Raw genomic sequence first — 14,147 nt, 5'->3', positions numbered from 1 at the left:
TGATACGCTGCCGCCATCCAAAGTCATCGCTGATTTCTTTGGATGCTCCCTGGCGGACTCTTCAACCCGCAGGGCTACAACACTGTCGTCGGTGTACGCGGCAGTCTGCTCTCGGGCGGCCAGCGCGCCCGCAGCCATTGCCAGGGCGCTGGCCACCAATCCGCGCCTGCTCCTGCTCGATGAGGCGACCGCCAGCCTCGGCTACGAATCCGAGCGAGTCATTCACGACAACCCGGAGAAGATCTGTGCCGGTCGCACCGTGTTCATCGTTGCGCACCGGCTCTCCACGCTGCGGCTGGCGGATCGCATCCTGGTGCTGGGTAACGGGCAACTGGTCGAGCAAGGGCACCACACCGAACTGATTACCAACCCGGGCGGCAAATACCGCGCGCTGTTTGACGCCTTCCGTGTCCTGGAAACACCGATCGTCAAAGCGAAAGCGCCTATTCAAACGGTCGGTGACACACGGCCGCGCTGATGCGGAACTGGTACCGGAAGAATGAGAACAAGGAACTGAGATGCTAAAGAAAATGCTGGTGACCCTGAGTGCCTGGGCGCTCGTTGGTTGCGCTCCGCTCGATCTCTCGCGGAAGGCCCCGCTGGAATTGAATTCCGACGAAACACTGGTGTTAGTCGCTGCGCGCGTGAGTAATACACGCGAACCAAAGTACCCCATCAAGCTCTTCGGAATCACATTTGAACGATCCCCACTGATGTTTTCCAAATCGGGAACGGCCACCGAAGCCGCTACAACGGCCATCGGCCCACCAGAGAATCAGACGTTCCTGATTGCGGCCAAAGTGAAGGCCGGGGATAACGAAATGACGTGGTTGTCTGGCCTTACCGAACGAACCACCGCGCCGGGTTTTGGGTCAATGCGCTTTGGTGTATCCGCTCCCTTTACTGCGATGCCGGGCAAGGTGCAATACCTCGGCTTCCTGGACATCGAGAATGTGGACAGGAAGAACAAGGATCAGCAGCCATCCGGGCCAGGAGCACCAATCCTTGATCAGGCCATAACGGGACTCGCAATGGGGACGCTCGCCATCCGGCTTTCCGATGAGTCGCAGCGGGATATCGGGCAATTCAGGCGCGCGTTCGCCACACTGGCTATGCAAGCCATCCAAATCGCACCCCTGCAGCAGATCACGCTGGAGCCACGCACGATCAAGCCCGCGCTGAATCAGGGCTTTGACACCCCTGCAGAACCAGAAGTCGTGCGCCTGCAACACGCATCAAACTAAAAGCGCGCTCCCGGACACACGTGGAAACGCCGCAACGTGCAGACGGCGTCGCGCAAGCTCACAGCTGGAGAGTTGCGGATATCGATCGATGATTCGGTCCTGAGAGCGCTTTCGCCATACCGGACTAGCCATGTCACCCGCTTTGGGGACCATAAGCCGGACTTGCACGGCCCATCTCACCAAAGAACCACATTATTTTTACAAATCAATAGGTTAGGTTCATTTTTTCGAAACCTTCACGAGGCCCTGCCGCCCCTCTACTGTGATCAATCACAGTAGAGGGGCGGCAGGCATTCCACCTAGAATCTGCGCTATTCCATCGCTCCCCGACCGGGGGCCACGGGATTAAGAGCCCTGGGAAGCCACGACGCCCCCAACAATGCACCACCGCTGCACGACCCGATGCCGCGGGGTGCGGGCATCCTTGAATCAGCTGGTAGCGCCCACTGCGCTGCCGCGCATCGGAGCAGGCGGCGCACCAGTCCCGGCCCCCTTCCGGGACCGGTGCGGTTCGCGTCTACGCTATGAGCAGATCGCAACAGCAACAGCCAACGCCGCCCGAGCGGGATATCCCGGCAGCGGGCCGGGCCGGCCGCGTGCCACCCCAGCGGCCCCTGCGCCCCTTTGCGGATGAGTTGCGGCGGGCCACCACGTTGATCCATGTCCGCGCGAGCGGAGCTGCAGACACCGGTGATGCCGGGCTGGCCGCATACCTGCTGTCCGCATGGCGCACGTTGCATAGCGCGAGCCACGTGCCGCCGCATTGCCCGCGTTGCGGCGGGCACAAGACGGTCTACGACGGCACCGATGATGGCAGCCTGCCCTTCTTCCATTGTGGAGGCTGCCGCCAGCGCTTCACCCGGCTGACAGGCACGCCCATGGCGCGGCTCAGGCTGGAGGACAAAGCGGAGGCGTTCTTTCAGCTGGCCTCGCAACAGGTGTCGGTCGCCGAAGCGGCGCGCCGGCTGGCGATCAAAAGCGAGACCGTCAGGCATTGGTCGGTCCAGACGCGCCTGTGGCTGCTGGAACTGGATCCGCAAGGCGAGTGGGAGCGTCGCGTGCAGCTCGGCGTGCGCTACGCGGTCATGCCGGCAATCGCCCGCGGCGAAACCGCGCCCGCGACGCGCGGATGCAGGTGCTCCATCGCATCCGACGATAGCGAGGCGCTCGCCGAAATGGAGAACGCGCCTTTGTTGATACGGGTATGCGCCCTCTGCGAGCAGACCGCGCACTAGCATGGAGCAATCCGCCCCAAGGAAAGCCCGTATATTTACTCGCGCGGATATCAACCCAGTCTACCTGGTGATGTGAAATATAAGATCTATTTATATTTAATTTTCATCACATAAAAACACGGACAACCATTTCCATCGCACGCTGAACAGGTAGCGTTTCGCGTAAGGTTCCGTCACGCAATCCACCTATATCTTGCCGTTTCCGGCATGGTGTCGCGCGCCCTTGCGCGCTACACGGCCTTTGCATGGGACATCGCTCCAGGAAATCTCAATAGCCATTCCTCAAACCAAGTTTGAATTGGCTTTGCAAATTTCAAGAAAAGGATACGGGTAATTACCTAAATTTCCGAAAGCTATTTGCAATGTTGCGGAAGGGCGATTGAAAGATTTCGCTGTCATAACAGTGGCAAGTAGCGATGGGAGTATTCATGATTAAAAAACCAACTAACAGAAAAGTTGGAGCAGCCGTCATTCTGGTCTTGGCGGCTCGGGTCGCCTGCGGTGTCGAACTGAGCGGAGATACCGACCCGGTACCGCTGGTACCGCCGGCAAAGAAGGCGCCTGGTGCCGGCAACGCGCCAGCCAGCGGGTGGGACCAACCAGCTTCAACGCCGCGCGGGACCGGTGCGGCCACGACGCCGCCGGCACCGCTCAGTGCCGAAGAAAAAAACAAGGGCCTGGTCGGGCCGGGCTTCTCCCTGTGGGAGCTCTCGGAAGAGCTGCGCGCGAGCAACCCGCAACTGATCCAGGCGCGCTCGCTCTATATGGCGGCCAAGGCCACGGTGCCGCAGATCGCCGCGCCCAACAATCCGCAGGTGGGCTTCATCTGGGGCGCCCTGCCCAAGAACAGCCCGCTGGCGCTGGCGCAAGCCCAGAACTTCAGCTATACGCTCACGCAGTCCTTCCCGTTTCCGGGCAAGAAGGCGCTGGCGGCCGATATCGCCAACACGCAGGCGGAGTCCATCGACGCGCAGCGCGACGCGCTGTACCTGCAGCTCTACGCACAGCTGAGCACGACTTACTTCCAGGCGCTGGCGCAGAAAGCGCAGCTCGATGTGCTGCGCCTCAACCTCAAGCGGCTGGAGCAGGTCAAGCAGGTGGCGCGCATCCGCTACGCCAACAATGCGGCGGGCTATGTCGACTACCTGAACGCCCAGGTAGCACAAAGCAGCGCGCAGAACGATACCTTTGGCCTGGAGCGCCAGTATGACAACGCGCTCAAGACCATCAACACACTGATCGGCAAGAGTCCCGAGTTCCCGCTCGAATTGCGCACGGATGCCAGCGCGGCGCGCCTGCCGCCCACGCCCTTGCCCGAACTGGAGGACATGGCGCTGCGCGAGCATCCCAATATCCGCGCATCGCGCTTCCAGGTGGAAGCCGCCGAAAAAGGCGTGCGCCTGGCCCGCAAAGCCTACCTGCCGGATTTCCAGATCATCGCCACCTTCAACGGCAACAACCCGCCACTGGGCTTCCAGCCGGCCAGCTACGGCATCGAGTTCGACGTCATCATCCCGCTGTTCTTCTTTACCAAGGAAAAATACGGCGTGGATGAAGCCGTAGCCAACAAGGTGGCGTCCGACGCCAACGAACAGTCGGTACGCCAGCAGACGCTGCTGGCCGTGGATACCGCGCACAACAACCTGCGCCAGTCGGTGAACCAGGCCGAGTTCCTGCGCCAGCGGCAACTGCCTGAGGCCCTGACAGCCTACAAGATGGCCTTCACCAACTACGCCAACAACAATGCCAACTTCACCGACCTGCTCACTGCCAGCTCCGCGCTCAAGAATGCGGAACTCGCGGTGACGCAGGCCGAGTCCGAGGCGCGCCAGGCTTACTACACGCTCGCCGCCGCGGTGGGCCGGGACAAATTCTGATGGCCGCGAAGGCCTTGAACCTATGAACAAGAATCTGATAATTGGCGCCGGCTTCATTGTGGTCCTCGCCGGCGGCATCTGGGGTGGCAAGTACTGGGCCCAGTCACTGCAGGCGGTACCAGCCACCGTGCCAGCCCTGGCCGCTGCGCCCTATACCAACGCTGAGACCGCCACGCCACGCCGCGTCCCCTCCTCGCTGGCCCTGCCCGAAGGCGGCTTCGATCCGAAAACGGTCAAATCCGCGGTGTTCAGCATGCAAACTGTCCCGGTCGACACACCCACGCCCGGCAAGCTCGCGTACAACGTGCAGCAGGCCAAGCTGGCGTCCGCGCGCGTGGCCGGCCGCGTGGAACGCATCCTGGTCTTCGAGGGTGCCGTGGTCCATGCCGGCCAACCGCTCGCCGAGCTGTACTCGCCCGAGTACATCGCCGCGCAGAATGAATTCCTGCTTTCGCACAACGCCTATCACACCCTGAGCAACAGCGACCTGAAGGAACTGGTGGATGACGCCAAGCTAACCATGCAGTCGTCCGAGAACAAGCTGCGCGTACTGGGCGCGACCACCGAGGACATCGCCCGCATCCGCGAGCGCGGCACGGCTTCCGACACCTTGACCGTGCGCGCGCCGATCGGCGGCACCATCGTCAAGCGCGACATGGACCCGGGCTCCTATCTCAATGTCGGTGATTCGCTGATGAGCATCATCGACACGCGCTCGATCTGGTTCACCGGCAATCTCTACGAGAACGATATCAAGAACGTACGCCTGGGCCAGGCCATCGAGATTGAAACCCCGGCCTATCCCGGACGGCACTACCGCGGGCGCGTCAGCTTTATCGCGCCCAATGTCGACGCCGACACCCATACGCTGCAGGTGCGCTGCGATGTGCCCAACCCGGACGGCACGCTCAAACCCGAGATGTATGCCACTGCGCGCATCGTCACCGGCAGTGCGCAAGCGCTGGTGGTGCCGCAATCGGCCATCGTCAAGGACCAGGGCAAGCTCTACCTGATGCTCCAGCCTGACGACAGGCATATCGAGCGCGTGGCCGTGCAGGGCACACCGCGCAGCGACGGCACCTTCCTGGTCACCGACGGCGTGCCGGCGGGCGCGACCGTGCGCGTGGTGACGCAGGGCGGCATGCTGCTCAACGAACTGCTGCTCAAGCAGGAGGCCTGAGATGGTCTTCTCGCCCATCAAAAGCATCCTCAAGCGGCGCCTGGTTATCGTCTTCCTGGCCCTTGGCCTGCTGGCAGCCGGCGTGCTGAGCTTCCTGCGGCTGCCGCTGCAAGCGTATCCCGGCGTGGCGCCGGTCACGGTGCAGGCCATTACGCAGTGGCCCGGCCGCAGCACGGTCGAGGTCGAGCAGCAAATCACGATCCCCGTGGAGAACGCGCTGGCCAGCGTGCCCGACGTGCAGTCCTTCCGCTCGGTCTCGCTGTTCGGGCTGTCGGTGGTGACCGTCAAGTTCAAGGAGGGCGTGGACAACTTCAAGGCGCGCCAGAACTTCGTCACCTACCTGTCGCAGGCCAGTCTGCCACCCGGCGTGCAACCCAACCTGTCGCCGGACGGCGACGCCACCGGCGAAATCCTGCGCTACCGGATCGAGGCCAATGGCGTTGACGTGACCACGCTGAAGACCTACCAGGACTACAGCGTCTACAAGGAGATCAAGCACGTTTCCGGTGTGGCCGACATCACCGCCTTCGGCGGTATGGTCAAGCAGTACCAGATCGTGCCGACGCCCGAGAAGCTGCAGGCCTACGGGCTCTCGCTCAAGCAGGTGGTGGATGCGGTGTCCAGCGCCAACGCCAACACCGGCGGCGGCCTGATGAAGTCCGGCGAGCAGCAGTTCGTGGTGCGTGGCGTGGGCCTGCTGCAAACGCTCGACGATATCCGCAACGTCACCGTCTCTGTGTCCAATGGCGTGCCGGTGCGCGTGCGCGATATCGCCCAGGTCGGGGTGGGCAACACGCCGCGCCTGGGCATGGTGCAGTTCGACCACCATGACGATATCGTCGAAGGCATCGTGCTGATGAAGCGCGACGAGAACGCCACCGAGGTGCTGGCGCGGGTGCGCGACAAGATCGCCGAGATCAACCAGAACGTGCTGCCGAAGAACGTCCAGGTCAAGACCTTCTACGACCGGCAGAACCTGCTCGACATCACCATGGGGACCGTCGAGCACGCGCTGTTCGTCGGCATCTCGCTGGTGCTGATCGTGCTGTTCATCTTCCTCGGCAGCTTCCGCGCAGCGGCGGTGGTGGCGGCGGTGATCCCGCTGGCCTTGTGCGTGTCCTTCATCAATATGGACCACTTCAAGGTACCGGCCAACCTGATCTCCCTAGGGGCAATCGACTTCGGGCTGATCGTGGATGCCGCGGTGATCGTGATGGAGAACATCATGCGCCACCTGGAGGAAGGCGAGACCAATGTCGAGGATGGCATCATCAGGGCCACCAGCGAAGTCCAGCGCGCCATGATCTTCTCCACCGGCATCATTATCGTGGCCTACTCGCCCTTGTTCTTCATGGGCGGGGTGGAGGGCATCATCTTCAAGCCGATGGCCTTCACCATGGGCTTCGCGCTGCTGGCGTCGATCGTGCTCGCGTTGACCTTCGTGCCGGCGGTGACATCCTTCGTGTTCCGCGGTTCGCTGCGGCCGCACTCGCCGAAATTTATCGCGGTGATCCTGCGCGGCTACAAACCCCTGCTGCGCAAGCTGCTGAAAAAGCCCGGCCTGGTGTTCCTGGCCGCCTTTATCGGCCTGGCCGGCACGCTGTACAGTTCGCGCTATCTCGGCACCGAGTTCCTGCCCACGCTGGAGGAAAACAACCTGTGGCTGCGCATCACGCTGCCCAACACCGTTGATCTCGACTACTCGGCATCCATCGCGCGCGACCTGCGCGGCTTCTTCCGCGAGCAGCCCGAGGTGAAAACCGTGTCGGTACAGATCGGGCGCCCCGACGATGGCACCGATTCCACTGGCGTGTTCAACCAGGAATACGCGCTCTACTTCAAGCCCCCGGCCGACTGGCCCAAGGGCGCCACCAAGCAACAGGTGGTGGAAAGGCTGTCCAAGCACCTGGATCGCATCCCGGGCATCGAGTACAACTTCTCGCAGTACATCCAGGACAACGTGAACGAGGCGCTGTCCGGGGTCAAGGGCGAGAACTCGGTGAAGATCTACGGTTCCGACCTGGTGATGCTGCAGAACAAGGCCAAGGAAGTCGAATCGATCCTCAGGAAAGTGCCGGGGCTGGCCGACGTCGGCATCTTCAAGGAGCTGGGCCAGCCCACGCTGAACATCACGGTCGACCGCGAGAAGAGTGCGCGCTTCGGCATGAACGTCAGCGACATCCAGTCCGCCGTGCAGTTCGCGATCGGCGGCGATGCGGTAACCAACATCCTGGAAGGCGAGAAGACCTTCGGGCTGTCGGTGCGGCTCAACGACCAGGCGCGCAACAATCCGGACGTGATCGGGCGCCTGCTGGTGGATACGCCTGACGGGCAGCGCATTCCGCTGTCGATGGTGGCCAAGGTGGAAGCCACGGATGGTCCGTTCTTCGTCTACCGTGAAACCGGCAAGCGCTATATCGCCATCAAGTTCGGCGTGCGCGGGCGCGACCTGGGCAGCGCGGTGGCCGAGGCACAGGACAAGGTCGGCAAGGCGGTGACGCTGCCGGCGGGCTACAGCATCTTCTGGGACGGCCAGTTCAACCAGATGAAGATCGCGCAGAAGAAGCTGGCGGTGATCGTGCCGCTGACCATCCTGGTGATCTTCCTCCTGCTGTACAGCACCTTCGGCAACTTCAAGGATGCGCTGATGGTGGTGCTGAACGTGCCGTTCGCGGCCATCGGCGGCCTGCTGTCGCTGCATATCGCCGGAGAGACGCTATCAATCTCGGCGGGTATCGGCTTCCTGTCGCTGTTCGGCATAGCGATCCAGGACGGGGTGATCCTGATCTCCTACGTCAACCGGCTGGCGCAGTCCGAGGATTTGCATGAAGCCGTGGTCGAGGGCGCCGCGCTGCGCCTGCGGCCGGTGGTGATGACGGCCATGCTGGCGGGTCTGGGCCTGCTGCCAGCGGCGCTGTCGCACGGCATCGGCTCGGAAGCGCAACGTCCGCTGGCCCTGGTGATCGTCGGCGGCATGGTGACCACCACCCTGCTCACGCTGCTGGYATTGCCGGTGGTGTTCTCGTGGGTGAACCGCCATCGCGCGCACAAGGGTGGCCCCGATTCGGCCTCGCTGACGCCGGCTGAAGGCGTTTGAACCTGAACCAACCAGTGGCTGGTACGCACGGGCGGGCCGGCCACGCAACGGGAGTCGATCATGAGCATGCGAAAGAAGGCACCGGCGACGCTGCTGGCCGTCCTGCTTTGCACCGGTGTCGGGGTAGCCGGCGCCGCGCCGCAAAAGGCGTCGGCAGGTAGCAAGCCATCGTCGGCGCAGTCCGCCAAGCAGGCTAACCGGAACTCGGTGCTGCCATCCAACGCGCGGAAATAGCCGGCTTCCGCGCTTTAGGCGCCGACCGGCACTCCGACGGGAATCAGGCCCGGGTTACCTTCCCCCAGTCCCCGCCACCTCGAACACTTCGCGCAACCATTGCGCAAAGACCCGCACGCGCGACGAGAGCTGGCGATTTTGCGAATACAGCACCGAGACCGGCATCGGCGGCGGCGGCAGGTCCGCCAGCACGACCTGCAGGCGGCCGTCCTTCAGTTCGGCTGCCACGCGATAGCGCGGCACCTGGACCAGCCCGAGCCCGGCCACCGAGGCGCCGGTGTAGAGGTCGGCACCGGTGACCGAGACGGTGGCCGCCAGTTGGATCGCCGTCACGCGGCCGTCCACGGTGAACTCCATCGGCACTGCCTTGCCTGTCCCGCTGGAGACGTAGTTGACCGCGCGATGCGCCGACAACGCGTCCAGGCCCTTCGGCTCGCCATGCTTCGCGAGGTAGGCCGGGCTGGCCACGGTGACCTGCTCCAATAGGGCGACACGCCGGCCGACCATCGACGAATCCTGCAGGTTCCCTGCACGCAGCACGCAATCGACCCCTTCGCGCACCAGGTCGACCAGGCGGTCGTCCTCGCCGATGTGGACTTCCAGGTCGGGATATTGCGCCAGGAAATCCGGCAGCGCAGGCACGACGAAATGGCGCGCGAGCGTTCCTTGCAGGTTCACGCGCAGGAGGCCTTTGGGCGCGGCATTCCTGAACGAGCCTTCCGCTTCTTCCAGGTCGGCTATCAGGCGCACGCAGCGGCGGTAATGCGCCTCGCCATCGTGGGTCAGCCGTACCGTGCGCGTGGTGCGCTCCAGTAGCCGCGCACCGAGCCGCTGCTCCATGCGCTTGATCAGGTTGGTGATGGTGGCGCGCGGGATCCGCAGGTCCTCGGAGGCCTGGGTAAAGCTCTGGCGCTCGGCGATGCGCACGAAGGCCTGCATTTCCTGGAATCGGTCCATTGCACTTCTCCGGGTGATCACGTGGCCGACAGGCAACCCGGCTCGCCCCATTGTTAAACCAAATGGAGCAATGATATCAAGTTACGGCTAATTATCTATCCAGCCGAATGATCCATGATTCGTTTCCCCCCCCCCGAAAGGAAACGATCATGAGCAACACCAACAGCACCGACAGCATTACCAAAGTCGCCATCGTGACCGGCGCTTCCCGCGGCATTGGCGCAGCCATTACCCAGCGTCTCGCCCGGGACGGCTTCGCGGTCGCGGTCAACTATGCGGCCGGCGCGGCGCAGGCCGAGGCCCTCGTGGCCGAGTTGAAGGCGGCAGGCGCAACCGCCATCGCGGTACAGGCCGATGTGTCCAGGGCCGACGATGTGCGCCGCATGTTCGAGATCACCGAGCAGCAACTGGGCAAGGTCGACGTGCTGGTGAACAACGCCGGCGTGCTCAAGACCGTGCCGCTGGCCGACACCAGCGACGCGCTCTACGACCTGACCTTCGACATCAATGTGCGCGGCACCTTCAACACCTTGCGCGAAGCCGCCGCGCGGCTCAACGACGGCGGGCGCATCGTCAACTTCTCCAGCACCACGCTGGCGCTGAACATGCCTGGCTACGCCGTCTACAACGCCACCAAGGCCGCCGTCGAATCGTTCACGCATGTGTTCGCCAAGGAATTGCGCGGCCGCGGCATCACGGTGAACGCGGTGGCTCCCGGCCCGATCGCCACCTCGCTGTTCCTCGACGGCAAGACCGACGAGCAGATCCAGGCGTTCGCCAGGATGCCCCCGCTGCAGCGCCTGGGCCAGCCGGAGGACATCGCTTCCGTGGTGGCCTTCCTCGCCGGCCCCGACGCCGGCTGGGTCAACGGCCAGATCCTGCGCGCCAACGGCGGCGTCGCCTGAATCCGATCCGTCGCGCTGAGCCATCAGACACAAGCAGACACAACGCAAGGGGAACATCATGCAAAACGCCAATCAACAAGTCATCCTCGTCACCGGCGCCGGCACAGGCATCGGCAAGCTGAGCGCGCAGGCACTGGCTGAAGCGGGCCATATCGTCTACGCGACCATGCGCGATGTGAAGGGCCGCAACCGCGGCCGTGCGGACGAACTGCGCGCGCTCGCCAAGTCCGGGAACATCCAGTTGCATCCGCTCGAACTCGACGTGTTGTCACAGGAATCCGCCGACGCCGCAGCCGCGGCGATCGTCCGGGAACAAGGGCGCATCGATGTCGTGATGCAGAATGCGGGGCACCTGGTGGTCGGGCCCGCCGAGGCCTTCACGCCCGAGGAAATGATGCGAGTGTTCGAYACCAACCTGTTCGGCGCGCAGCGCGTGAATCGCGCCGCCCTGCCCTATATGCGCAAGCAGGAAGCCGGGCTGATGCTGTGGATCAGCAGCACCACGACCAAGGGCGGCTTCCCCCCGTTCATGGGGCCTTACGGCGCGGCCAAGGCAGCCATGGATTCGCTGGCCGTCACGCTGGCCTATGAGATCGCGCGCTTTGGCATCGAGACCTCGATCGTGGTGCCGGGCGCGTTCACCCGCGGCACCGCGCACTTCCCCAGCGCGGGCAAGCCCGCCGATTTGGCCACGGCCGCCGCCTATAGCCGCTATGACGGCGTGATGGACCAGATTGGCGAACGCCTGAGCGCACTCACTCCCGACGACGCCGACCCGAAGGCCGTGGCCGATGACATCGTGCGGATCGTGGGCCTGGCTGCCGGCACGCGCCCGATGCGTTCGGTGATCGATTTTGTCGGTGATGGCGCGCGGGAAGTGCTGGAAGTCTCCGAGCGCGTGCGGACCGAGTTTGCGAAGCGGATCGGCATGCAGGACTTGCTGCAAGCCACGGTCTGCCGCTGAACCATTCCCTGCCAACCGAAAAGCCGGCCCGGGCCGTACCCCGGCCCGGGCTCACCGTCAGGAACGGCGATGAAACGATGGATCCCACTCGCATTCGCCGCGCTGCTGCCGGCTCTGCTCGCATCCTGCGAAGCCCACCCGGCCAGGCAAGGCGATGCCGCTATCACCCGGGGCAAACCCATGAAAGCGTCGAAGACCTATCTCTACCTGCTGCGGAAGACGCCGTTCTTCACCAGCCTGACAACCGCGCAACTGCGCTGGACCATCGACCATTCACGCGAGTGGGAGGCGGAACCCGGCACCGTGATCACGCAGTGCGCGGACGCAGGCGACAGCGCCGCCGACGTCTGGGTGCTGCTGGACGGCGGCTGGCAGCTCGAACACGGCGGCCAGGCCTACCCGTCCGGCCATGCCGACCCCGGCAAGTGGTTCAGCGCGCGCCAGGCCTCCGGCACCTGCCGCCTGGTCGCGCACGAACATAGCTATGTGATGCAGGTCGCGCGGGCGGATTTCGACGCGATGCTGGCCCAGGGCTTTGCCTTCGGCAAGCAGATGGACGCCGGCTACCGCTACTACGGCGAAATCTTCGGGAGCATGCCGGCGAGCACGGCGGGCAGCCGGGAAGGACGGCGTCCGCAAGCCCCGCCCTAGCCTGCCAATCCCGCGTTGCGCCACACGCGGCACGCGCAAATGCCCCGGCCCCTGCCTACAATGAAAACAATAAGAACAATGACGGCAACCACCGGGCAATCCATCATGAACTTCCATCTGGCTTCGAAGCCATTCCCCGCTGCGTCGGCAGGCCAGGCATTGCCCGGCGCGCGCATGCGGGCTGGCCTGCTGGCGTGCGGCTTGTTGCTGGTGCCTGCCGCGCCCCCCGCCCGGGCGCAGGTATCCGCCGCATCTGCCACATCCGCGCCAGCGGCACCCACGGCTCCCGGCGCCGCCTTTTCCGCCGGCACGCCCGGCGGCCCGTTACCGGCCGGCTGGAAGAACCTGCCGGTCGCGCATGGCAAGACGCTGACCCGTTACAGCCTCGTAACAGACGACAGCGCCACGGTGCTGCAGGCCGATGCCGCCGCCTCCGCCTCCGCGCTGATGCACAAGGGCAACGTCGACCTGGCAGAAACACCGCAGCTGACCTGGCGCTGGAAAATAGACCGGCCGATCGACGATGCCGACAACAGCGTCGCATCGAAAGAGGACGCGCCTGCGCGGCTGGTATTCATGTTCGAAGGAGACAAGAGCAAGCTGCCGCTGGGCGACCGTGCCGCCATCCAGCTTGCCAAGACGCTGGCGGGCGAGGAACTGCCCTATGCCACGCTGATGTACGTCTGGTCCAATACCGCGCCGGTCGGCTCGGTCATCGACAATCCCCACACCTCGCGGGTCAAGATGATCGTGGTCTCGGGCAGCGCCGACGGCACCGGCAAGTGGCTGGCGCTGAGCCGCAACGTGGCGCAGGACTTCGAGCATGCCTTCCACGAGAAGCCGGGCAAGGTGGCCGCCTATGGATTGCTCACCGATACGGACAACACCAGGGCGAGTGCGCGCGCCTGGTATGGGGATATTCGGTTCGGGCCGGCGAAGTAGCGGGGGCGAGGCGCGGTGGGGCAATACCGCCCTGGCCTCGTCCGCGCATCGAGTTGTCAGAAGCCGGTTACAACTCCGGCTCCCAGGAACCCACACACCGCCTCGGCAAATTCCCGCGGCTGCTCCCAGTTGGACAAATGGGCCCCGTCCAGCTCCACATAGCGCGCACCGGCGATCCCCGCGGCTACCTCGCGGCCTTGCGTCGGCGTGGTCGCCAGGTCGTGCGTGCCGGCGATCACCAGCACCGGGCTGGCGATGCGCGATAGCAGCGGGCGCAGGTCGGCATCGCGCACGGCGGCACAGTTGGCCGTATAGCCTTCGGGCGACGCATCCAGCAACATCTGCCGCACCGGGGCGATGCGCTCTGCGTTGCCGGCCAGCCAGCCGGCGCTGAACCAGCGTGCCAGCACGGCGTCGACGATGGCGGCCATGCCCTGGGCGCGTACCGTCTGGATGCGGGTGTCCCAGCCGCTGGCCGGCCCGATCAGGGCGGCGGTGTTGGCCAACACGAAGCGCCCGAAGCGCTCCGGGTGGCTGGCCGCCAGCCACATGCCGGTCATGCCGCCCATCGACAGCCCGCAAAAGTGGGCGCGTCCGATGCCGGCGTGATCCATGATCGCCAGCACGTCCCGCCCGAGTTCGGCAAACCCGAACGGCCCGGCCGGGGCCGGCAGGCCGGAGCCGCCGTGGCCGCGCGTGTCGTAGCGCAGCACGCGGAAGCGGGACAACAGGCTGTCCATCTGCGGCGCCCACATCTGCAGGTCGGTGCCGAGCGAGTTGGACATGACCAGAACGGGCGCGTCCGGCGCCCCCTCGATCTGGTAGTGCAGCGCGATGCCCTGGTTGAATGCGGTGGTCATG

The 14,147-nt window shown here is 64.5% G+C and carries 13 protein-coding genes; 11 read left to right on the top strand and 2 right to left on the bottom strand.

The genetic code is table 11. The annotated features are described in order from the left end of the window. Window positions 1-91 precede the first annotated feature (91 nt). From AC1DT6_RS30950 to AC1DT6_RS30920, 7 genes are all read left to right on the top strand, one after another. On the top strand, window positions 92-478 hold the full coding sequence (locus AC1DT6_RS30950; RefSeq protein ID WP_477111121.1) for a hypothetical protein: 387 nt from the start codon (window positions 92-94) through the stop codon (window positions 476-478). A 40-nt stretch (window positions 479-518) separates the two neighbouring features. Next, window positions 519-1,244 carry a hypothetical protein gene (locus tag AC1DT6_RS30945; protein ID WP_441631716.1) on the top strand — a complete coding sequence of 242 codons (726 nt, stop codon included), beginning with the start codon at window positions 519-521 and terminating at the stop codon, window positions 1,242-1,244. Between the two features lie 524 nt (window positions 1,245-1,768). Further along, a complete protein-coding gene (locus AC1DT6_RS30940) occupies window positions 1,769-2,479 on the top strand; it encodes a DUF746 domain-containing protein (RefSeq protein ID WP_477103471.1) in 711 nt (236 codons plus the stop codon). A 479-nt stretch (window positions 2,480-2,958) separates the two neighbouring features. Next, a complete protein-coding gene (locus AC1DT6_RS30935; protein ID WP_441631720.1) occupies window positions 2,959-4,356 on the top strand; it encodes a TolC family protein in 1,398 nt (465 codons plus the stop codon). Between the two features lie 22 nt (window positions 4,357-4,378). Continuing rightward, entirely contained in the window at window positions 4,379-5,536 is a 1,158-nt protein-coding gene (locus tag AC1DT6_RS30930) for an efflux RND transporter periplasmic adaptor subunit (RefSeq protein WP_441631722.1), read from the top strand. Between the two features lies 1 nt (window position 5,537). Further along, the gene (locus tag AC1DT6_RS30925) at window positions 5,538-8,633 is read left to right on the top strand and encodes an efflux RND transporter permease subunit (protein ID WP_477115186.1); all 3,096 of its coding nucleotides are present in this window, start codon (window positions 5,538-5,540) and stop codon (window positions 8,631-8,633) included. A gap of 60 nt (window positions 8,634-8,693) precedes the next feature. Beyond that, window positions 8,694-8,867 (top strand): hypothetical protein, encoded by a 174-nt coding sequence (locus AC1DT6_RS30920; RefSeq protein WP_441631726.1) that lies wholly within the window; start codon window positions 8,694-8,696, stop codon window positions 8,865-8,867. A gap of 54 nt (window positions 8,868-8,921) precedes the next feature. Here the strand turns inward: AC1DT6_RS30920 and AC1DT6_RS30915 are convergent, their stop codons facing one another. After that, window positions 8,922-9,824, bottom strand: a complete 903-nt coding sequence (locus AC1DT6_RS30915; RefSeq protein ID WP_441631728.1) for a LysR family transcriptional regulator — start codon at window positions 9,822-9,824, stop codon at window positions 8,922-8,924. A 149-nt stretch (window positions 9,825-9,973) separates the two neighbouring features. Between AC1DT6_RS30915 and AC1DT6_RS30910 the strand changes: the two genes are divergently transcribed. The 4 genes from AC1DT6_RS30910 (at window position 9,974) to AC1DT6_RS30895 (ending at window position 13,286) form a co-directional block, all read left to right on the top strand. Continuing rightward, complete coding sequence (locus AC1DT6_RS30910; RefSeq protein WP_441631730.1) at window positions 9,974-10,729, top strand: SDR family oxidoreductase; 756 nt, start codon at window positions 9,974-9,976, stop codon at window positions 10,727-10,729. A gap of 58 nt (window positions 10,730-10,787) precedes the next feature. Continuing rightward, window positions 10,788-11,693 (top strand): SDR family oxidoreductase, encoded by a 906-nt coding sequence (locus AC1DT6_RS30905; RefSeq protein WP_441631732.1) that lies wholly within the window; start codon window positions 10,788-10,790, stop codon window positions 11,691-11,693. A gap of 69 nt (window positions 11,694-11,762) precedes the next feature. Further along, window positions 11,763-12,344, top strand: a complete 582-nt coding sequence (locus AC1DT6_RS30900) for a hypothetical protein (RefSeq protein ID WP_441631734.1) — start codon at window positions 11,763-11,765, stop codon at window positions 12,342-12,344. Window positions 12,345-12,449: 105 nt separating this feature from the next. Then, window positions 12,450-13,286: a DUF3047 domain-containing protein gene (locus tag AC1DT6_RS30895; protein ID WP_441631736.1), complete on the top strand. Its 837-nt coding sequence runs from the start codon at window positions 12,450-12,452 to the stop codon at window positions 13,284-13,286. A 56-nt stretch (window positions 13,287-13,342) separates the two neighbouring features. Here the strand turns inward: AC1DT6_RS30895 and pcaD are convergent, their stop codons facing one another. After that, the gene (pcaD, locus tag AC1DT6_RS30890) at window positions 13,343-14,146 is read right to left on the bottom strand and encodes a 3-oxoadipate enol-lactonase (protein ID WP_441631738.1); all 804 of its coding nucleotides are present in this window, start codon (window positions 14,144-14,146) and stop codon (window positions 13,343-13,345) included. Between the last annotated feature and the right edge of the window lies 1 nt (window position 14,147).

It is taken from the genome of Cupriavidus sp. 01L45, assembly GCF_056399885.1.
The sequence above is the reverse complement of the archived record's forward strand: the minus strand, read 5'-3'. Positions and strand labels throughout refer to the sequence as shown.

Coding starts and splice junctions, on each gene's coding strand:
- AC1DT6_RS30945 (WP_441631716.1), top strand. CDS start 519: ATGCTAAAGAAAATGCTGGTGACCCTGAGTGCCTGGGCGCTCGTTGGT.
- AC1DT6_RS30895 (WP_441631736.1), top strand. CDS start 12,450: ATGAACTTCCATCTGGCTTCGAAGCCATTCCCCGCTGCGTCGGCAGGC.
- AC1DT6_RS30900 (WP_441631734.1), top strand. CDS start 11,763: ATGAAACGATGGATCCCACTCGCATTCGCCGCGCTGCTGCCGGCTCTG.
- AC1DT6_RS30930 (WP_441631722.1), top strand. CDS start 4,379: ATGAACAAGAATCTGATAATTGGCGCCGGCTTCATTGTGGTCCTCGCC.
- AC1DT6_RS30910 (WP_441631730.1), top strand. CDS start 9,974: ATGAGCAACACCAACAGCACCGACAGCATTACCAAAGTCGCCATCGTG.
- AC1DT6_RS30920 (WP_441631726.1), top strand. CDS start 8,694: ATGAGCATGCGAAAGAAGGCACCGGCGACGCTGCTGGCCGTCCTGCTT.
- AC1DT6_RS30915 (WP_441631728.1), bottom strand. CDS start 9,824: ATGGACCGATTCCAGGAAATGCAGGCCTTCGTGCGCATCGCCGAGCGC.
- pcaD (WP_441631738.1), bottom strand. CDS start 14,146: ATGACCACCGCATTCAACCAGGGCATCGCGCTGCACTACCAGATCGAG.
- AC1DT6_RS30940 (WP_477103471.1), top strand. CDS start 1,769: ATGAGCAGATCGCAACAGCAACAGCCAACGCCGCCCGAGCGGGATATC.